The sequence below is a fragment of the Pseudomonas sp. NFPP25 genome, assembly GCF_900116505.1.
In the GTDB taxonomy this organism is placed as follows: domain Bacteria; phylum Pseudomonadota; class Gammaproteobacteria; order Pseudomonadales; family Pseudomonadaceae; genus Aquipseudomonas; species Aquipseudomonas protegens.
In genome coordinates, this window is sequence record NZ_FPBG01000001.1 from 663,695 (window position 1) to 682,508 (window position 18,814).

At 64.6% G+C, this 18,814-nt stretch carries 16 protein-coding genes; 4 read left to right on the plus strand and 12 right to left on the minus strand.

From position 1 onward, the window contains the following. Nucleotides 1-24: 24 nt before the first annotated feature. The 12 genes from nhaB to paaG form a co-directional block, all read right to left on the minus strand. Nucleotides 25-1,527, minus strand: coding sequence for a sodium/proton antiporter NhaB (gene nhaB / locus BM382_RS02800; protein ID WP_019093618.1), 1,503 nt, complete (start codon nucleotides 1,525-1,527; stop codon nucleotides 25-27). 502 nt (nucleotides 1,528-2,029) lie between these two features. Continuing rightward, nucleotides 2,030-4,084: a phenylacetic acid degradation bifunctional protein PaaZ gene (gene paaZ, locus BM382_RS02805; protein ID WP_072441759.1), complete on the minus strand. Its 2,055-nt coding sequence runs from the start codon at nucleotides 4,082-4,084 to the stop codon at nucleotides 2,030-2,032. Between the two features lie 60 nt (nucleotides 4,085-4,144). Beyond that, entirely contained in the window at nucleotides 4,145-5,791 is a 1,647-nt protein-coding gene (locus BM382_RS02810) for a cation acetate symporter (protein WP_072441761.1), read from the minus strand. Continuing rightward, nucleotides 5,788-6,096, minus strand: a complete 309-nt coding sequence (locus tag BM382_RS02815) for a DUF485 domain-containing protein (protein WP_072441763.1) — start codon at nucleotides 6,094-6,096, stop codon at nucleotides 5,788-5,790. Before BM382_RS02815 ends, BM382_RS02810 begins: the two co-directional genes overlap by 4 nt. 110 nt (nucleotides 6,097-6,206) lie before the next feature. Next, the gene (paaE, locus tag BM382_RS02820) at nucleotides 6,207-7,283 is read right to left on the minus strand and encodes a 1,2-phenylacetyl-CoA epoxidase subunit PaaE (RefSeq protein ID WP_072441764.1); all 1,077 of its coding nucleotides are present in this window, start codon (nucleotides 7,281-7,283) and stop codon (nucleotides 6,207-6,209) included. Between the two features lie 29 nt (nucleotides 7,284-7,312). Further along, nucleotides 7,313-7,843 carry a 1,2-phenylacetyl-CoA epoxidase subunit PaaD gene (paaD, locus tag BM382_RS02825; RefSeq protein ID WP_011061423.1) on the minus strand — a complete coding sequence of 177 codons (531 nt, stop codon included), beginning with the start codon at nucleotides 7,841-7,843 and terminating at the stop codon, nucleotides 7,313-7,315. Continuing rightward, nucleotides 7,830-8,591 (minus strand): 1,2-phenylacetyl-CoA epoxidase subunit PaaC, encoded by a 762-nt coding sequence (paaC, locus tag BM382_RS02830; RefSeq protein WP_011061422.1) that lies wholly within the window; start codon nucleotides 8,589-8,591, stop codon nucleotides 7,830-7,832. The genes paaD and paaC overlap by 14 nt, the downstream gene beginning before the upstream one ends. Nucleotides 8,592-8,599: 8 nt before the next feature. Beyond that, nucleotides 8,600-8,881, minus strand: a complete 282-nt coding sequence (paaB, locus tag BM382_RS02835) for a 1,2-phenylacetyl-CoA epoxidase subunit PaaB (RefSeq protein ID WP_011061421.1) — start codon at nucleotides 8,879-8,881, stop codon at nucleotides 8,600-8,602. 69 nt (nucleotides 8,882-8,950) lie between these two features. After that, complete coding sequence (gene paaA / locus BM382_RS02840; protein WP_011061420.1) at nucleotides 8,951-9,940, minus strand: 1,2-phenylacetyl-CoA epoxidase subunit PaaA; 990 nt, start codon at nucleotides 9,938-9,940, stop codon at nucleotides 8,951-8,953. A 177-nt stretch (nucleotides 9,941-10,117) separates the two neighbouring features. Beyond that, entirely contained in the window at nucleotides 10,118-11,440 is a 1,323-nt protein-coding gene (paaK, locus tag BM382_RS02845; RefSeq protein WP_072441766.1) for a phenylacetate--CoA ligase PaaK, read from the minus strand. Between the two features lie 219 nt (nucleotides 11,441-11,659). Then, entirely contained in the window at nucleotides 11,660-12,109 is a 450-nt protein-coding gene (gene paaI, locus BM382_RS02850) for a hydroxyphenylacetyl-CoA thioesterase PaaI (RefSeq protein ID WP_011061418.1), read from the minus strand. A 27-nt stretch (nucleotides 12,110-12,136) separates the two neighbouring features. Beyond that, a complete protein-coding gene (gene paaG / locus BM382_RS02855) occupies nucleotides 12,137-12,928 on the minus strand; it encodes a 2-(1,2-epoxy-1,2-dihydrophenyl)acetyl-CoA isomerase PaaG (RefSeq protein ID WP_011061417.1) in 792 nt (263 codons plus the stop codon). Between the two features lie 426 nt (nucleotides 12,929-13,354). On the opposite strand from paaG, the gene paaY reads away from it, so the two are divergent. From paaY to BM382_RS02875, 4 genes are all read left to right on the plus strand, one after another. Beyond that, on the plus strand, nucleotides 13,355-13,948 hold the full coding sequence (paaY, locus tag BM382_RS02860) for a phenylacetic acid degradation protein PaaY (RefSeq protein WP_011061416.1): 594 nt from the start codon (nucleotides 13,355-13,357) through the stop codon (nucleotides 13,946-13,948). Between the two features lie 64 nt (nucleotides 13,949-14,012). Beyond that, the gene (paaX, locus tag BM382_RS02865; RefSeq protein WP_011061415.1) at nucleotides 14,013-14,936 is read left to right on the plus strand and encodes a phenylacetic acid degradation operon negative regulatory protein PaaX; all 924 of its coding nucleotides are present in this window, start codon (nucleotides 14,013-14,015) and stop codon (nucleotides 14,934-14,936) included. Between the two features lie 317 nt (nucleotides 14,937-15,253). After that, entirely contained in the window at nucleotides 15,254-16,222 is a 969-nt protein-coding gene (locus BM382_RS02870) for a poly(ethylene terephthalate) hydrolase family protein (RefSeq protein WP_225368807.1), read from the plus strand. A gap of 331 nt (nucleotides 16,223-16,553) precedes the next feature. After that, nucleotides 16,554-18,701 carry a phosphocholine-specific phospholipase C gene (locus BM382_RS02875; protein ID WP_011061413.1) on the plus strand — a complete coding sequence of 716 codons (2,148 nt, stop codon included), beginning with the start codon at nucleotides 16,554-16,556 and terminating at the stop codon, nucleotides 18,699-18,701. Nucleotides 18,702-18,814 lie beyond the last annotated feature (113 nt).

Sequence of the window (18,814 nt, forward strand, 5' to 3'; positions counted from 1 at the left end):
GTCCCGAGGCGCCCCAAGCGGCGGTTACAACCAGTAGCTCACCGCGTACCAGCCCAGCAGCCCCATCACCACGGTGTAGGGCAGGGCCATCCACACCATCCGTCCGTAGGACAGGCGTACCAGCGGCGCAATCGCCGAGGTCAGCAGGAACAGGAAGGCCGCCTGGCCGTTGGGCGTGGCCACGCTCGGCAGGTTGGTACCGGTATTGATGGCGATCGCCAGGGTTTCGAAGTGCTCGCGGCTCATCTGCCCGGAGATGAAGGCCTGTTTCACTTCGGTGATGTAGATGGTGGCCACGAACACGTTGTCGCTGATGGCCGAGAGCAGGCCATTGGCAATGAACAGCATGCCCGGCTGCTGGTCCGCCGGCAGCGCCAGCACCCACTGGATCAACGGGGTGAACAGCTGCTGCTGGTGAATCACCGCCACCACGGCAAAGAACACCACCAGCAGGGCGGTGAAAGGCATGGCGTCCTTGAACGCGTTGCCCAGGCGGTGCTCGTCGGTGATCCCGGTAAAGGCGGTGATCAGTACGATCACCAGCAGGCCGATCAGCCCGACCTCGGCCACATGCAGGGCCAGGGCGACGATCAGGATCAGTGCCGCCAGCCCCTGCACCAGCAGGGCCGCGCGCTGGCGCGAGGTGCGCTGGGCATCGTCCTCGGCGGCGTAGTTGGCCAGCACCTGGCGCACGTTGTCCGGCAGCAGGGTGCCGTAGCCGAACCAGCGCAGCTTCTCCAGCAGTACGCAGGTCACCAGGCCAGCCGCCAGGACCGGCATCGAAACCGGTGCCACCTTGCTGAAGAAATCGGCGAAGTGCCAGCCCATTTCATGGCCGATCAGCAGGTTCTGCGGTTCCCCCACCAGGGTGCACACACCGCCCAGGGCGGTGCCCACGGCGCCATGCATCAGCAGGCTGCGCAGGAAGGCGCGGAACTGCTCCAGGTCGTCATGATGCAGGGCAGGCAACTGTTGGTCGTCGGCGAAGGCGCTGTCCTGGCGCGGGTCATTGCCGGACGCCACCCGGTGATACACCGAATAGAAGCCTACCGCGGCGCTGATGATCACCGCGGTGACGGTCAGGGCGTCGAGAAAGGCCGAGAGGAAGGCCGAGAGAAAGCAGAACAGCAGGCCCAGCAGCGCCTTGGAGCGCACCCCCAGCAGCAGCCGGGAGAACAGGTAGAGCAGCAACTCCTTCATGAAATAGATGCCGGCCACCATGAACATCAGCAGCAGGATCACCGGGAAGTTGTGCACCAGCTCGTCATACAGCGCCTGGGGCGTGGTCATGCCCAGCACCAGTGCCTGTACCAGCAGCAGGCCGCCGGGCATCAAGGGGTAGCACTTGAGGGCCATGGCCAGGGTGAAGATGAATTCGATCACCAGGCACCAGCCGGCGGCGGCCGGGCTGACAGCGAAGAACAGCAGAGGGTTGAGCAACAGGAACGCGACAATGCTTGCCTTGTACCAGCGGGGTGATTGGCCGAGAAAATTGTGGGCGAACGCCTGGGCCATTGAACCGGACATTGGCGGCTCCTTGTAGTGAGAAGCGCGCAACTTGCCCCATGGCGGATTGAGAATCAAGAATTGATGAAATCTTTTGCGACAAACTTCGCCAGCGCCCCAGCGGCCGCCAGTGCACGACCTTCCGTAGGAGCCGGCTTGCCGGAGAAGAGGGCCTCGAGTCTTGCGCAGTCCTCAAGCACGCCTTCGCTGGCAAGCCAGCTCCTACGGGGGGGCTGGCGGCGCAAAACTGTTGTAGGAACCGGCTTGCCGGCGAAGAGGGCCTTGAGCCTTGCGCAGTCCTCAAGCACGCCTTCGCTGGCAAGCCAGCTCCTACGGGGGGCTGGCGGCGCAAAACTGTTGTAGGAACCGGCTTGCCGGCGAAGAGGGCCTTGAGGCTTGCGCAGTCCTCAAGCACGCCTTCGCTGGCAAGCCAGCTCCTACGGGGGGCTGGCGGCGCGAAACTGTTGTAGGAGCCGGCTTGCCGGCGAAGAGGGCCTTGAGTCTTGCGCGGTCTTCAACGGTTTTACTCAGTACGCTTGGCCACCAGGGTCAGGATGTCGTAGCTGGCCACCACCTCGCCCAGCTGGTTGCTGACTTCCACATCCCAGGCCACCACTCCTTGCGGCGTGCCCTGGGGGCTGAGCTTGCCCTGGTCGATCTTGCGCTTGCAGGTCAGGCGCGCCTGCAGGGTGTCGCCAATGCCCACCGGGGTGATGAAGCGCAGGGTGTCCAGGCCGTAGTTGGCCAGCACCGGGCCGGGGCCCGGGGAAACGAACAGCCCGGCCGCCGCCGACAGCACGAAATAGCCATGGGCGATGCGCTTGCCGAACTGCGACGCCTTGGCGGCAATCTCGTCGAAATGCATGTAGAAGTGGTCCCCGGACAGGCAGCCGAAGTTCACCAGGTCGGCCTCGGTCACGGTGCGCCGGTGGGTCAGCAGGGACTCGCCGATGCGCAGGTCCTGGAAGTAGCGGCGGAAGGGATGGACCTCGGTCTCGAGCACTTTGGCGCCGCGCACGTATTCACCGGTTACCGCCGCCAGCATGCTCGGCGAGCCCTGGATCGCCGCCCGTTGCAGGTAATGCTTGACCGCTCGCAGGCCTCCCAGCTCTTCACCGCCGCCGGCGCGCCCCGGGCCGCCGTGCTTGAGTTGCGGCAGCGGCGAGCCGTGGCCGGTGGATTCGCCGGCGCACTCGCGGTCCAGCACCAGCAGGCGGCCGTGCCAGGCCGCCGCCCGGGGAATGACCTGGGCGGCAATGGCCGGGCTCTTGGTGACCAGGCTGGCCACCAGGCTGCCCTTGCCGCGAGAGGCCAGCTCCAGTGCCTGGTCCAGGTCGTCATAGGCCATCAGGGTGCTGACCGGGCCAAAGGCTTCGATGTCGTGGGCGCCGCCCTCGGCCATGGGATCGCGCGCCAGCAACAGGGTCGGGGCGAAGAACGCGCCCTGGCTGACGTTTGCGCCCCGGGGCTCGAAGCCGTCCCGGGCACCGAACAGCAGGTCGCTGCTGTGCAGCAGGCTTTGCAGGCGCTCGGCCACATCGCGCTGCTGTTCATGGGAGGCCAGGGCGCCCATGCGCACGCCTTCCACCGCCGGGTCGCCCACCACCACCTTCGACAGGCGTTCGCGCAACCTGGTGGCCACCGCATCCAGTTGTTTGGCAGGGACGATGGCGCGGCGGATGGCGGTGCATTTCTGCCCGGCCTTGACCGTCATTTCCCGTGCCACTTCCTTGATGAACAGCTCGAATTCCTCGTCGTCCGGGCTTACGTCCGGGGCCAGGATCGCGCAGTTCAGCGAGTCGGCCTCGGCATTGAAGGGTACCGAATGACGGATCAGGTTCGGGTTGGCCCGCAGTCGTCCGGCGGTGCTGGCGGAGCCGGTGAAGGTCACCAGGTCCTGGCCTTGCAGGCGGTCCAGCAGGTCGCCGGTAGCGCCTATCACCAATTGCAGGCTGCCTTCGGGCAGCAGCCCGGATTCATGCATCAGCCGCATCGCGGCCTCGGTCAGGTAACTGGTGGCGCTGGCCGGCTTGACGATGCAGGGCATGCCGGCGAGGAAGCACGGGGCGAATTTTTCCAGCATGCCCCAGATCGGAAAGTTGAAGGCGTTGATGTGCACCGCCACGCCACCCCGGGGCACCAGGATGTGGCTGCCGGCAAAGCTGCCGAGCTTGCTCAGGGATTGTGCCGGGCCTTCGTGCAACAGGTTGCCCGACGGCAGTTCCCGGGCGCCGAGGCCGGCGTAGCTGAACAGGGTGCTGTTGCCGCCCTCGATATCGATCCAGCTGTCGGCCCGCGTCGCGCCGCTGTGATGGGACAGGGCATAGAGCTGCTCCTTGCGCTCGCTCAGATACAGCGCCAGGGCCTTGAGGCGCTGGGCCCGCTGCTGGAAATCCAGGACCAGCAAGGCCTTGCCGCCCTGATGGCGACCAAAGGCCAGGGCCTCGGCGAAGTCCGGGGCCTCCTCGTGGGTGCGCGCCACTTCATGCCCATCAATGGCGCTGCGCAGTGACTGGGCCGGATGCTGGCCGAACCAGCGGCCGGCGATGAAGCTTTGCAGGGTAGGAGCCTGTGGCATGGGGATTCCTCCAGAGGGTGAACCGGGTTCGAGCGCGGCAGCCCGCGCTCATGGATGGGGTCAGTGATGAGTGGCGCCGGATGCGCCAATGCCGGTCATGGAACGGATGAACTGCGCCAGGTAGCGCCCGCGCTCCAGTTCGGCCCGGGGCGAGCGGTCGCTGACGGAGAAGGCCCAGGCACAGAAGAACGCCAGGCTCATGGAAAACAGCGCCGGGTTGGCATAGGGAAACAGCGCCTGGGGGTGATGCAGCACATTGACCCAGACCGCCGGGCTGAGCATCAGCAGCACAATCGCCGAGACCAGGCCAGCCAGGCTGCCGCCCACCGCGCCGCGAGTGGTGAGGCCTTTCCAGAACATGGAAAGAAACAGCACCGGGAAATTCACCGAAGCGGCGATGGCCAGCACCAGCCCCGAGAGAAAGGCAATGTTCTGCGATTCGAACAACAGCCCCAGCAGCACCGCCAGCACCCCGATGCACAGGGTGGCGATCCGCGAGACGCGCATTTCCTGCCGGGTGCTGGCCTGGCCCTTGCGCAGCACGCAGGCGTACAGGTCGTGGGAGACCGCCGAGGCGCCGGACAGCGCCAGCCCGGCCACCACCGCCAGGATGGTGGCGAAGGCCACGGCCGAGATGAAGCCCAGGAACAGGTTGCCGCCCACCGCCTGGGCCAGGTGCACGGCAACCATGTTGGCGCCGCCGATGATCGCGCCGCCGGCATCGCGGTACTGGGGCTCGGTACCGACCATGACGATGGCGCCGAAGCCGACAATGATCAGCAGCAGGTAGAAGTAGCCGATGAAACCGGTGGCGTAGAACACGCTCTTGCGCGCTTCCCGGGCATCGCTGACGGTGAAGAAGCGCATGAGGATGTGCGGCAGGCCGGCGGTGCCGAACATCATGCCCAGCCCCAGGGAAATCGCATCGATGGGGTTCGACAGCAACCCACCCGGGGCCATGATCGCGCTGCCCTTGGCGTGCACCGCGCTGGCCTGGGCGAACAGCGCCTCGCTGCTGAAGCCGAAGTGCTTGAGCACCATGAAGGCCATGAAGCTGGTGCCCGAGAGCAGCATCAGCGCCTTGATGATCTGTACCCAGGTGGTGGCCAGCATGCCGCCGAAGGTCACGTAGCAGACCATCAGCAGGCCCACCAGCATCACCGCATAGAGGTAGCTGATGCCGAACAGCAGCTCGATCAGCTTGCCGGCGCCGACCATCTGCGCCACCAGGTACATCAGCGCCACGCTCAGGGTGCCGAAGGCCGAGGTCAGGCGCACCGGCGTCTGGGCCAGGCGATAGGACACCACGTCGGCGAAGGTGTACTTGCCCAGGTTGCGCAGGCGTTCGGCGATCAGGAACAGGATGATCGGCCAGCCGGCCAGCACCCCCAGGGCGTACAACAGACCGTCGTAGCCATTGAGGAACATCATTGCCGAGATGCCGAGGAAGGACGCCGCGGAAATCATGTCGCCGGCGATCGCCAGGCCATTCTGCAAGCCGCTCATGCCGCCACCGGCGGTATAGAAGTCGCTGGCGGAGCGGGTGCGCCGGGCGGCCCAGCGGGTGATGCCGAGGGTCATCAGGACAAACACCAGGAACATGCCGATGGCGTTCCAGTTCAATGGCCGCGCCGGCGTGTCGGCCGCCAGGGCCAGATCGGTGGCCAGCAGGCAGGGCAGCAGGAATAGAGCGAGCAGGCGCTTCATGGCTGGCACTCGCGCTTGAGCTTGTCGTTCAGCGGGTCCAGCAGGCGGTTGCTGCGGTAGACGTAGAAGCCGGTGAGGGCAAAGGCCAGGCCGATCATAGCCACGCCCACCGGCATGCCGACGCTGGTGGCTCCGCCGGCCAACGAGCGCCCCAGCAGCCCGGGGCGGAAAGCCACCAGCAGTACGAAGCCGTAGTAGGCCAGGAGCATGATCAGGGTCAGCGACCAGTAGAGGCGCTGCTTGCACCGCACCAGCTGGATGAAGTCCGGATGGCGGGTGATGCGGGCGATCTGTTGTGGGGTCATGGCGCGTTCTCTTGTTTTTGTTGTTGGTGGCACGTGAAGGCGCTGCGCGGCCTTTCGCAGCTTCGCTGGGGCTCGGCAGCGGCTACGGGCGGCTGCGGGGAGCGCCGGAGTCAGAGCTGGTCGAAGTCCAGTACCACCTTGTCGCTGAGCGGGAACGATTGGCAGGAGAGGACGTAGCCGGCCGCGACTTCGTAGTCTTCCAGGGCGTGGTTGCTGTCCATTTCCACTTCGCCTTCGATGACCTTGCATTTGCAGGTGGAGCAGACTCCGGCCTTGCACGAGTAGGGCAGTTCGGCGCCCTGGGCGTTGCCGGCGTCGAGAATGCTCTGGCTGTTGCGCGGCAGGTCGAAGGCCAGGGCGCGGCCGTCGCTGATGACGGTGACCCGGCTGTGCCGGGCATCCAGGGCATGGGCGGTTTCCCGGGCCTGGCGCTTGTGCCCGTCGCTGTCGGCGTGGAACAGCTCGAAGTGGATGCGCTCGGCCGGCATGCCGGCAGCCTTGAGGCTGTCGCGCACGGTTTCGGTCATGGCCTGGGGGCCGCAGATGAACGCGGCCTCCAGTTGCTGGACGTCGAGCCAGCGGGAAAACAGCTGCTGGCACTTGTCCTGGTCGATGCGCCCGTTGTACAGGTCGATGTCCTGCCGTTCGCGACTGAACACGAACATCAGGTTCAGCCGCTGCAGGTAGCGGTTCTTCAGGTCCTCAAGCTGTTCGCGAAACAGCGCCGAGTTACTGGAGCGGTTGCCGTAGAGCAGGGTGACCCGGCTGTGAGGCTCGGTTTGCAGGGTGCTCTTGATGATCGACAGGATCGGCGTGATACCGCTGCCGGCCGCCACCGCCAGGTAATGGCCGCGCCGCGCCGGGTCCAGCTCCACATGGAAACGCCCGGCCGGGGGCATCACGTCCAGGCTGTGGCCGGGCTGCAATCGTTCATTGGCGAAGGCCGAGAAACGCCCGCCGGCCACGCGCTTGACCGCGATGCGCAGTTCACCGTCGTTGACCCCGGTGCAGATCGAATAGGAGCGGCGCACTTCCTCGCCTTCAAGCTCGGTGCGCAGCACCAGGTGCTGACCCTGGGTGAAGTGGAACTGCTGTTGCAGGTGCGGGGGAACCTCGAAGGCGATGGACACCGCGTCGCGGGTTTCATTGCGCAGGTCCTTGATGGTCAGGCGGTGGAACTGGCTCATGGTGGTTCTCCACTGCGGCGCCGGGCCGCTCAGATGCACTTGAAGTAGTCGAAGGGTTCCAGGCAATCACGGCAGCGATACAGGGCCTTGCAGGCGGTGGAGCCGAACTCGCTGAGGCGCTCGCTGTGGGCGCTGCCGCATTGCGGGCAGAGCACCTGGGGCGTTTCTCCCAGCAGGCTGCGCTTGCTGCTGCCCGAGGGCGGTGCAATGCCGTAGGCCTGCAGGCGCTGGCGCCCGCGCTCGGTGATCCAGTCGGTGGTCCAGGCCGGGGTCAGCTGGCGCAGCAGCCTGGGGGCCTTGAAGCCGGCGCGCTCCAGGGCCTGGCGGATGTCGCTTTCGATCACCTCGGTGGCCGGGCAGCCGGAGTAGGTCGGGGTGACCGCCACCTGCAGGTGCCCCTGGTGCCAGTCGAGGTGGCGCACGATGCCCAGGTCGAGCACGCTGACCACTGGCACTTCCGGGTCCATGACCCGGTCGAGGGTGGCCCAGGCGGTGTCCAGGTCCCCGGGCAACGGGTCGCGTGCCCCCAGGTCGCTGCCGATCAGCTCACCAGACCGCATCGGGATAGGCTCGCGGCAGTGATTGCATCTGGGCCAGCAGCAGGCCCAGGTGTTCGGTATGCAGGCCTTTGCGCGCATCCAGGTAGAAGTGGCTGGGCGCTTCGGGCACAGGCAGGGTGGCCCGGGCGAACACCGCGGCGACCCTGTCCTGCCAGGCGGTGGCGACCTGAGCCGGGTCTGCCAGCAGCCCGGCCTGGTGCAACGCGTTCTCCGCAGGATCGGTGGCGATCAGTTCCCCGGTAAAGCGCCACAGCCGCGGCAGGGCCTGGAGCATGCGCCGGTGGCTTTCCTCGGTGCCATCCCCCAGGCGCTCGACCCATTCGCTGGAGCGACGCAGGTGGTAGGTGACTTCCTTGAACGCCTTGGCGGCGACCCCGGCGATGCGTGGATCGCTGGAAAGGCACAGGCCACGAAGGGTTTCCAGGTGCCAGGCGTCGTAGAAGAACTGCTTGAGCATGGTCACCGCGAAGTCGCCATTGGGTTGTTCCACCAGCAGCAGGTTGCGGTAGGCGCGTTCGTCGCGGCGAAAGGCCAGATGGTCGGCATCCCGCCCGTCCGCCAGCAGTTCGGCGGCATAGTCCAGCCAGTTGCGGGCCTGGCCCACCAGGTCGAGACCGACGTTCATCAGTGCCAGTTCTTCTTCAAGGGCCGGGGCCCGGCCGCACCATTCGCACAGGCGCTGGCCCTGGACCAGGGCACTGTCGCCCAGGCGCAGCAGATGGTTGAGCAGATCGTTTGCAGGGTTCATGGCCGGCCTCACATGTGTCCGACTTCGGGGGGCAACTGGTAGAAGCTGGCGTGGCGGTAGACCTTGTCGTCCGCCGGGTCGAACAGCGGCTCCTTTTCGTCCGGCGAGGAGGCGACGATCTGCGCCGACGGCACCACCCACAGGCTCACGCCTTCGCTGCGCCGGGTGTAGAGGTCGCGGGCGTTGGCCATGGCCATCGGGGCATCGGCGGCGTGCACGCTGCCGACATGCTTGTGGTTGAGGCCGTGCTTGCTGCGCACGAAAACCTCGTAGAGGGTCCATTCAGACATTGCAGTGACTCCACATCAGGGCTGGAGGGCCATTGCCCCTGGGGGCAGTGGCCGGGGGTGAACGGGCTCTCAGGCGGCGTCGCGAGCGGCCTTCCGGGCGGCGTGGGCCACGGCGGCAGCCCGCACCCAGGCGCCGTCCTCGATGGCCTGGCGGCGGGTGTCCAGGCGTTCCTGGTTGCACGGGCCGTTGCCCTTGAGCACTTCGTAGAATTCTTCCCACTGGATTTCGCCGAAGTCGTAATGGCCGCGCTCGGCGTTCCACGCAAGCTCCGGGTCGGGGCAGGTACAGCCCAGCAGCTCCAGTTGCGGGATGGTTTGGTCGATGAAGCGCTGGCGCAGTTCGTCGTTGCTCTGGCGCTTGATCTTCCAGGCCATGGACTGGGCACTGTTGGGGGAGTGTTCGTCGCTGGGGCCAAACATCATCAGGGCCGGCCACCAGAGACGGTTGATGGCGTCCTGGACCATGTCCCGCTGCGCCTGGTTGCCCTCGCGCATCATGGTCAGGAGGATTTCGTAGCCCTGGCGCTGGTGGAAGCTCTCTTCCTTGCAGATGCGCACCATGGCCCGGGAGTAGGGGCCGTAGGAGGTGCGTTGCAGCACCACCTGGTTGACGATGGCCGCGCCATCCACCAGCCAGCCCACGGCGCCCATGTCGGCCCAGTTCAGGGTCGGGTAGTTGAAGATGCTCGAATACTTGGCCTTGCCGCTGTGCAGCCGGGCCACTTCTTCGTCGCGGTCGGCCCCCAGGGTTTCCATGGCGCTGTACAGGTACAGGCCGTGGCCGGCTTCGTCCTGGATCTTGGCCATCAGTTGCAGCTTGCGCTTGAAGGTCGGGGCGCGGGTGACCCAGTTGCCTTCGGGCAGCATGCCGACGATTTCCGAATGGGCGTGCTGGGAGATCTGCCGGATCAGGGTCTGGCGGTAGGCCTCGGGCATCCAGTTCTTGGCTTCGATCTTGATCTCGTCGTCGATCCTTTGCTGGAAGCTGCGTTCCTGTTCGGACATCTCGGCCAGTGGCGTGACGCGCTTGACCCCCGTTTCTACCAGCTGTGCGTACATGTGGCGTCTCCCGGTGTGAAGGTGTGGCTGGGCATGGGAATGTTTATATGTGATACGCAAATTAATATCAAACATAAAATAACGTGTCATGTTTGATTTTGGTATCGCATTGCCCCCCTGGGCCTTTGCCAAGGCAAAAAAAAGCCCCGCATCAGCGGGGCTTCCAGGAAGGATGGATTAGCGGTTGCGTTTGTCGATTACCCGGCAGGCCTTGCCTTCGGAGCGCTTGATGCTGAATGCCGGCTGCAAAACGATACGCGAGCTGATACCGATATGGGTCTTTATGTGGCGGCTGAGATCGCCGCAGAGGGCCCGCTGTTGCTCGTCCCCCAGTTGCTGGTGCTCAGGCTTGAGCTCGACGTGGATATCAACGCTGTCGAGGTTGCCGTGGCGGTACAGGTGGATCTCGTAGCAGGGGGCCAGTTGCCCGACCTTCAGCACCTGCTCTTCGACCTGGGTGGGGAACACGTTGACCCCGCGGATGATCAGCATGTCGTCGCTGCGCCCGGTGATCTTGTCGATGCGCCGCATGGGCCGCGCCGTGCCCGGCAACAGCCGGGTCAGGTCGCGGGTGCGATAGCGGATCATCGGCAGCGCTTCCTTGGTCAGGGAGGTGAGCACCAGCTCGCCCAGTTCGCCATCGGCCAGTACCTGGCCGGTGATCGGGTCGATGATTTCCGGGTAGAAGTGATCCTCCCAGAGGGTAGGGCCGTCGCGGGTCTGCGCGCATTCCATGGCCACCCCGGGGCCGATGATTTCCGACAGCCCGTAGATGTCTAGGGCAGTGATGCCCAGGCGCTGTTCGATGGCACTGCGCAGTTCGTCGGTCCAGGGTTCGGCACCGAAGATTCCCAGGCGCAGCGCCAACTGGTGCGGATCCAGGCCCTGGCGCTCGATCTCGTCGGCGATGTTGAGCATGTAGGAGGGGGTGACCATGATGATGTCCGGCTGGAAATCCTTGATCAGTTGCACCTGCTTCTCGGTCTGGCCGCCGGACATGGGGATCACCGTGCAGCCCAGGCGTTCGGCGCCGTAGTGCGCCCCCAGGCCGCCGGTGAACAGGCCGTAGCCATAGGAAATATGCACCTTGTCCCCGGGGCGGCCGCCGGCGGCGCGGATCGAGCGCGCCACCACCTGCGCCCAGATGTCGATGTCGTTGCGGGTGTAGCCGACCACCGTGGGCTTGCCGGTGGTGCCGCTGGAGGCGTGCAGGCGTACCACCTGGTCCATGGGCACGGCGAACATGCCATAGGGGTAGTGGTCGCGCAGATCGGCCTTGGTCGTGAAGGGCAGGTGCGCCAGGTCTTCCAGGCGCTTGATGTCCTGGGGGTGCACCCCGAGCTGGTCGAAGCGCTGGCGGTACAGCGGGACCCTGTCGTAGGCGTGGTTCAGGCTCCAGCGCAGGCGTTCCAGCTGGTGCTGGCGCAGGTGGTCGATGCTGGCGGTTTCCATCGGGTCCAGCAGCGCGTCGGGCACGGTTCCGGCAATCGGCATGTTCATGGTGTCACTCGAATTGTTGTTGTCTTGTAGCCCGCCGGCGGGCGGGCTCTGAGTGCATGCCCCGGGGCGCAGGCGAGCCCCGGGGGAGTCTTTTTACTGTGCTTGCAGCCGCTCGCTGATCAGCGCGATGCCCGGGTCGACACCGATGCACATGGTGCACAGCGCGTAGCGGCCCCGGCGCTGCCAATGAGGATACGGACGGCATCGATGGGCAGTGGGTCATTCATGGGAGGTCTCCTGTGTCAGCACCGGGCCGTGCACTTGGTAGGATTTGCCTTGGAGCAGGGCGATGAGCCGGCCCTGCTGGTTTTCCACGCGCACCGCGTAGTGGCCGGTGCGGCCGCCGCGGTTCTGTTCATGGCAGTCGGCGGTCAGGGTGTCGCCCAACTGCGCCGGGGCGATGTACTCGATGCTGCAACCCAGGGCCACCGTGGCCCGGTCATGGCTGTTGCAGGCAATGGCGAAGGCCGAGTCGGCGAGGGTGAAGATCAGGCCGCCGTGGCAGGTGCCGTGGCCCTGCAGCATGTCGGCCCGCACGCTCATGCCCAGGCGCGCCGCACCGGGCGCCACCGACAACAGGCGCATGCCCAGGGCGTTGCTTGCCGGGTCACGTTCGAACAGGGTCCGGGCGCAGCGCCGGGCCAGTTCCATGGCGTCATGTTCAGTCATGCAGGGGCCTCCTTGGAGTCGCCGTGGTCAGCAGCCCTTGAACACGGGGCTGCGTTTTTCCATGAAGGCGCTGACGCCTTCGCGGTAGTCCTCGCTGCAACCGGCCAGGCGCTGCAGGTCGCGCTCCAGGTCCAGTTGCTCATCGAAGCTGTTGTGCAGGCTGGCATTGAGGCTGCGCTTGATCAGGCCCAGGCCGTAGGTGGGTTGGGTGGCCAGGTGCCGGGCCAGGCTCAGGGCCTGGTCCCGCAGTTGGGCATCATCCACGCACTGGTAGATCAGGCCCCACTGCTCGGCCTGTTCGGCACTCAGGCGGTTGCCGAGCAGGGCCAGGGCCTTGGCCCGGGCCATGCCCACCAGGCGCGGCAGCAGCCAGGTACCGCCGGAATCGGGAACCAGCCCGAGCTTGCAGAAGGCCTGGATAAAGCTTGCCGAGCGTGCGGCCAGTACCAGATCGCAGGCCAGGGGCAGGTTGGCCCCGGCCCCGGCGGCCACCCCGTTGACCGCGCAGATCACCGGCAGCGGCAGGTCCCGCAGGGCCCGCACCAGGGGGTTGTAGAAGGTTTCGATGGAGGCCCCCAGGTCCGGCGCGGCGCCGCCGGGTGCCACGGTGCGCTCGCCCAGGTCCTGCCCGGCACAGAAGCCCCGGCCTTCCCCGGTCAGCAGCAGGACCCGCACCTGCGGGTCATTGCGCACCAGGTCCAGGGCTGCCTGAACCTCGCGGTGCATCGTCGGGTTGAAGCTGTTGAGCTGTTCGGGGCGGTTGAGGCTGAGAAGGGCCACGCCCTCGCTGATGGAGAACAGGATGGTGGTGAAGTTCATGGGCGGGGCGCTCTGTGCTGGGCGATCAGGCGAACACCACCGACAGGCGTGGAGGCAAGGCGTTGAGGCATGGTGAATGTCCTCGGGGTGGCCGGTGGTCGGCTCGATTGTCGGGTCGGCTGGTTGGCCGGTTTTCGTCGAGTATATCGCCAATGCGATACATAAAAACAATAGCGACGTGAATTTAATGTGTCTTGATTTTGAGTGTCGGTCCAGCTTTTTTTGTAGCCCCAGGCTCACGACAAAAGCCTCCAGGCTGCCTAAGGCTTTGATAAATACGGGACTGACAAGTCTTTGTGGAGCAGCCAGGCTGGCTGATTGCGGCGGCGCCGGTCTTGTGCGTGGCCAATAATCTGATACAAACTGCCATCCGCAGTTCATCGTATTTCCTGCTTTCAGATGACGTGTTCTTCAAGGAACCTCTCCATGACCTGTTACAGCCTCGATGGATTGACCCCGGTGGTCGACCCCAGCGCTTATGTGCACCCTTCAGCGGTGCTGATTGGTGATGTGATTGTCGGCGCCCATTGTTACGTCGGCCCGTTGGCCAGCTTGCGGGGCGATTTTGGGCGGATCGTTCTGGAGGAGGGGGCAAACCTGCAGGATACGTGTGTGATGCATGGTTTTCCCGACAGCGATACGGTGGTCGAGCGCAACGGCCATATAGGTCATGGCGCTGTCCTGCATGGCTGTCGAATTGGCGCCGACGCCCTGGTGGGCATGAATGCGGTGGTGATGGACAACGCGCATATCGCGCCCCGTTGCATCGTTTCCGCGGCAGCCTTCGTCAAGGCCGGCTTCGAGTGTGCGCCACAGTCGCTGATCATGGGTACGCCGGCCCGGGTCAGCCGCCCGCTCAGTGATGCGGAGCTGGCCTGGAAGCAGGCGGGGACCCGCGAATACCAACAGCTGGCCAGGCGTTGCCTGGAGCAGATGCGGCCTTGCGAGCCGCTGCGGGAGGCAGAGCCCGGACGCCCGCGAATCGGCAACAGTGCGCTGCGCCCCAAGGCTCGCCCATGAACCTGCCCGGGCGCTATAGCTGCCTGAAACCCGCTATATTCCTTCCTTTTTTACCGGTACATCCATGTCGTCCCTAGCGCCACTGAACCACCTGATCAAACGTTTCCAGGAGCAGACTCCGATCCGCGCCAGTTCGCTGATCATCACCCTGTACGGCGATGCCATCGAGCCCCACGGCGGCACGGTGTGGCTGGGCAGCCTGATTCAGTTGCTGGAGCCCATGGGGATCAACGAGCGCTTGATCCGCACCTCGATCTTCCGCCTGAGCAAAGAGGGCTGGCTGAGCGCTGAAAAGGTCGGCCGGCGCAGTTACTACAGCCTGACCCTGACCGGACGCCGGCGCTTCGACAAAGCCTTCAAGCGCGTGTACAGCGCCGGAGTGCCGGCCTGGGACGGCGCCTGGTGCCTGGTGATGCTCTCGCAACTGTCTGTCGAGTTGCGCAAGCAGGTGCGCGAAGAGTTGGAATGGCAGGGGTTCGGCGCCATGTCGCCGGTACTGCTGGCCTGCCCGCGCAGTGATCGGGCCGATATCAACGCCACCCTGGCGGAGCTTGGTGCCCAGGAAGACACCATCGTCTTCGAGACCACGCCCCAGGATGTCCTGGGTTCCAGGGCCCTGCGCCTGCAAGTGCGGGAAAGCTGGAACATCGATGAACTGGCAGCCCACTACAGCGAGTTCATCCAGCTGTTCCGCCCGCTCTGGCAGGCCCTGCGCGAGCAGGAGCAGTTGCAGCCCCAGGATTGCTTCCTGGCCCGGCTGCTGCTGATTCATGAGTACCGCAAGCTGCTGCTGCGCGATCCGCAACTGCCCGACGAACTGCTGCCCGGGGATTGGGAAGGCCGCGCGGCGCGCCAGTTGTGTCGCAACATCTATCGCCTGATCCAGGCCCGGGCCGAAGAATGGCTGGCCACTGCCCTGGAGAACGCCGATGGCCCGTTGCCGGATGTCGGCGAAAGCTACTACCGGCGTTTTGGCGGGCTGGTCTAGCCCGCCCATCCAAGGGGTGCCAGCTGTGATGCCTGAGGCCCCGGGCGTTGCAGCCCGGGTCTATCACAGTCCGGATGTTAAATAGTCATTGACCTGCGAATTTGTCCTGATCTAGGGTCGCGAACGTATTCAATGCAACTAAGTAGAGAATGTTTCAGCGCTATTGCAGTTGAATGACGTGCACTGCAAGTTTGAAGATATTTGCAATATAGGGAGCATGGCCAGGTACAGGTATTCGGTCCTGCAGGGAAAGCAGACAGATAAAGGAATTATCGATGAAGTGGATTCGCAACCTGGCTACAAAGTTCGGCCTGGCCATGATGTTGGTTATTTGGGGCAAGTTGGCTATTGCTTCGCAACTGGTTCCGGCATTTGGGCTGGCCAATGATCAATATGCCAAGTCTCCGGGGCCCTATGCAGTCAGCACCAATGCTGTTCTGAGTGATTGCCGTGGGTTGTTGGGGGTATTGGCGCGGATCATGCTGTTGGATAACAGCCTGCAATGCAATCAGTCCTTTCCTTACGGATTCTCCAATCCGATTTCCACCAGTGTCTATTACCCGTCCAATATCAAGCAATTGGACAAGTTGCCAGTGGTCAACTTCGTCGGCGGCATTCTTTCCAACCAGGGGCAGTACACAGATCTGCTGCGGCTGTGGGCGAGCTACGGCTTCATCGTGATCATCTCCTCGGACTTCATCAACACCGCCCCCACCATGCATGTGCTCGGCGCCCTGGAACTGAGCAAGCTCAACCAGGACCCGACCTCGCCACTGTTCGGCAAGGTCGACCTGTCGCGCACCATTGTGGCGGGGCATTCGGCAGGAGGAGGCGCATCGATTCTATCGGCAAGCCTCTTGCCAGAGACCTTGAAGGGCATCGACCCGCAGTTGCGCTATATCGGCTCGCTGCCGATCGAACCCGGGCCGATCGGCCTTGGCTCCACGGTAAAGACACCGACCCTGGTGCTCACCGGCGCAGCGGACGTAGTGGTCCCGGCCTGGGCCTGGCCAAGGCTGTGGCAGGGCGGGCTGATCAAGGCCGTGCCGGGCTGGAGCGCAACTGCCCATAACGCCACCCATTTCAGCCCGGTCAGAAGCGTCAGGGAAGATGAGTTTGCCGGTATTACCACGGCCTGGATCTTATATATCGGCAAGAATGACCCGGCCGCCAAAGAATACTTTGTCGGTGAAGATTACAAACTGGCCCGAGATCCGCAGTTCATTCGCCTGCTATTCAACCCGCTGCGGGTCCAGCGCAATGAAGTAGCCGATAGCCTTCAATAGCACTGTGCTTTCTCCGGTAAAACGGATACAGCCCAGGGAGTGTGCGAAGACTGTTTTCTGGCCCATTCAATAGTGCATTTCGCCAGCGCAAAGTTAAGGCGGCGGCGAAATGTACCGGGCGTTTCTTGAACTCGGGTGTTTTATTCATGAAATATTCTTCCTGCGTTACCTGGCAATGCGTTATTGCCGAACTGGCAAGGTAGGGCAGTGGCGGGTAGTTGTACGCTTCATGAACCAACTGCAATGGCAATGTCACTGCATTGTTATTTGCGCCCAATACCTTGGGGGCAGCGTTATATATCGCGCTGCAACCATAAGGACTCAATAACCCATGCCCAGTCTTACACGCAGGAAGCTCTTGCAAGCGGCCGCCATCGGTACTTTCTTTTCCTCATTGCCGGCATCCATCCGCCAGGCCCTGGCGATACCGGCGAACAACCGGACCGGGACCATCAAGGACGTCGAGCACGTGGTGATCCTGATGCAGGAAAACCGTTCGTTCGACCACTACTTCGGCACCTTTCCCGGGGTACGCGGCTTCAGTGACCGCTTCACCATCCCCCAGACCGGTCAACGGGAAGTGTGGGAGCAACAGGGCAAGGGCCGGCTGGTGATGCCTTATCACCTGGACAGCAGCAAGGGCAACGCCCAGCGCGTCAGCGGCACCCCGCATTCCTGGGCGGACGCCCACTCGGCCTGGGGCGAGGGGCGTATCAGCGCCTGGCCGACCTACAAGACCAATACCTCCATGGGCTACTACCGCGAGCAGGAACTGCCTTTCCAGTTCGCCCTGGCCAACACCTTCACCCTGTGTGACGCCTACCACTGCTCGGTGCACGCCGGCACCAACCCCAACCGGCTGTTCCTCTGGACTGGCAGCAATGGCGCGAGCGCAGCCAAGGTGGCGGCGGTGGTCAACGAATGGGACGGCCCGGGGCCGGTGAATGTCGGCTACAGCTGGAAGACCTACCCCGAGCGCCTGGAAGAGCAGGGCGTGAGCTGGAAGGTGTACCAGCACCTGCCGGACAACTTCGGCGACAACCCGCTGGCGGGGTTCCGGCAGTACCGGGCCGCCAGCGTGCAGGTCGGCAACCCGGCCCAGCCGCCGAAGGATTTCAATGCCTTCGTGCCCTACAGCGACGGGCTCAACGCCGTGGCGCCGCTGTACAAGGGCAATGGCAACACCCTGCCGGCCAGCAGCGGCAGCAACCTGGAGACCATCATTGGCGGGTTTCGCAACGACGTGCAGGCCGGCAAGCTGCCCCAGGTCAGCTGGATTGTCGCGCCGGCAGCCTATTCCGAGCATCCCGGGCCTTCGAGCCCGGTGCAGGGCGGCTGGTTCACCCAGGAAATTCTCCTGGCCTTGACCAGCAACCCCGAGGTCTGGAGCAAGACGGTACTGCTGGTGACCTACGATGAAAACGACGGCTTCTTCGACCATATGCCGTCGCCCTCGGCGCCTTCGCGGCGCAAGGACGGCAGCTTTGCCGGCAAGTCCACCCTGGGTTTCGACAGCGAACTGTTCACCCACCCGGCCCCGGCGGGCTCGACCCAGCAACCCTTGCCCGATGGCGGCGTATACGGGCCGGGGCCGCGAGTGCCGATGCTGGTGCTGTCGCCCTGGAGCCGTGGTGGCTGGGTCAACTCGCAAGTGTTCGACCATACCTCGGTGCTGCAATTTCTCGAGAAACGCTTTGGCGTGCGAGAGCCGAACATCAGCGCCTGGCGGCGGGCAGTCTGCGGCGACCTGACCTCGGCGTTCAACTTTGCCGACCCCAACCATGAAACCCTTCCCGCGCTGCAGACCACTACCCGCCAGGCCGCCGACAGCCTGCGCCAGCGCCAGGAGAAACTGCTGCCGGTACCGCTGCCCTCGGCCGGCCAGCAACTGGCGCCGCAGCAGCAGCGCCTGGCCCGGCCTTCCCGGGCCTTGCCCTATCGGCTGCATGTGGACAGCCAGGCCGATCCCAAGGCTCGCACCTTGTCGCTGAGCCTGCAGAACACTGGGGAGCAAGGGGCGGTATTGCATGTCTACGATGGCCTGCACCTGAGCGAGATTCCCCGCCGCTATACCGTGGAAGCCGGCAAGGCCCTGCAGGACAGCTGGCCGGTGGTGGAGCGCTATCAGCTCTGGGTCCTGGGCCCCAACGGGTTTCACCGCAGTTTCCACGGCGACCTGAAAACCCTGCAGCCCGAACTGCTGGTGACCACCAGCAACAGCCAGTTGCAACTGACCCTGAGCAATCCGGGGGAACACGGGGTGGTCATCAGTATCGATCGCTGCCCCTACACCCAGCAGGGCCCATGGACCTTGGCGGTACCGGCCCGGGGCGAGGTGCGCCAGGTGTTTGCCTGCGAGGGTAGTGGCGGCTGGTACGACCTGACGCTGCGCAGCGACGGCGGCTGGCTGCGCCGGATCGCCGGGCGCCTGGAAACCGGAGCACACAGCATCAGCGACCCCTTGATGGGCCGGGCATGAAGACCTTGGCAAAAACGGGGGCGCTTTCGAAGTGAAACCGGAAGCCGGGCTGGATAACGACAAGAGCAACTAATACCCGGAAGGTAGAAGTTGTAGAGGAGGGCAGGATAGAT

Excerpts from the sequence above, each read along its gene's own strand:
- nhaB (WP_019093618.1), bottom strand. The coding sequence starts at position 1,527 with ATGTCCGGTTCAATGGCCCAGGCGTTCGCCCACAATTTTCTCGGCCAA.
- paaZ (WP_072441759.1), bottom strand. The coding sequence starts at position 4,084 with ATGCCACAGGCTCCTACCCTGCAAAGCTTCATCGCCGGCCGCTGGTTC.
- BM382_RS02810 (WP_072441761.1), bottom strand. The coding sequence starts at position 5,791 with ATGAAGCGCCTGCTCGCTCTATTCCTGCTGCCCTGCCTGCTGGCCACC.
- BM382_RS02815 (WP_072441763.1), bottom strand. The coding sequence starts at position 6,096 with ATGACCCCACAACAGATCGCCCGCATCACCCGCCATCCGGACTTCATC.
- paaE (WP_072441764.1), bottom strand. The coding sequence starts at position 7,283 with ATGAGCCAGTTCCACCGCCTGACCATCAAGGACCTGCGCAATGAAACC.
- paaD (WP_011061423.1), bottom strand. The coding sequence starts at position 7,843 with ATGCGGTCTGGTGAGCTGATCGGCAGCGACCTGGGGGCACGCGACCCG.
- paaC (WP_011061422.1), bottom strand. The coding sequence starts at position 8,591 with ATGAACCCTGCAAACGATCTGCTCAACCATCTGCTGCGCCTGGGCGAC.
- paaB (WP_011061421.1), bottom strand. The coding sequence starts at position 8,881 with ATGTCTGAATGGACCCTCTACGAGGTTTTCGTGCGCAGCAAGCACGGC.
- paaA (WP_011061420.1), bottom strand. The coding sequence starts at position 9,940 with ATGTACGCACAGCTGGTAGAAACGGGGGTCAAGCGCGTCACGCCACTG.
- paaK (WP_072441766.1), bottom strand. The coding sequence starts at position 11,440 with ATGAACATGCCGATTGCCGGAACCGTGCCCGACGCGCTGCTGGACCCG.
- paaI (WP_011061418.1), bottom strand. The coding sequence starts at position 12,109 with ATGACTGAACATGACGCCATGGAACTGGCCCGGCGCTGCGCCCGGACC.
- paaG (WP_011061417.1), bottom strand. The coding sequence starts at position 12,928 with ATGAACTTCACCACCATCCTGTTCTCCATCAGCGAGGGCGTGGCCCTT.
- paaY (WP_011061416.1), top strand. The coding sequence starts at position 13,355 with ATGACCTGTTACAGCCTCGATGGATTGACCCCGGTGGTCGACCCCAGC.
- paaX (WP_011061415.1), top strand. The coding sequence starts at position 14,013 with ATGTCGTCCCTAGCGCCACTGAACCACCTGATCAAACGTTTCCAGGAG.
- BM382_RS02870 (WP_225368807.1), top strand. The coding sequence starts at position 15,254 with ATGATGTTGGTTATTTGGGGCAAGTTGGCTATTGCTTCGCAACTGGTT.
- BM382_RS02875 (WP_011061413.1), top strand. The coding sequence starts at position 16,554 with ATGCCCAGTCTTACACGCAGGAAGCTCTTGCAAGCGGCCGCCATCGGT.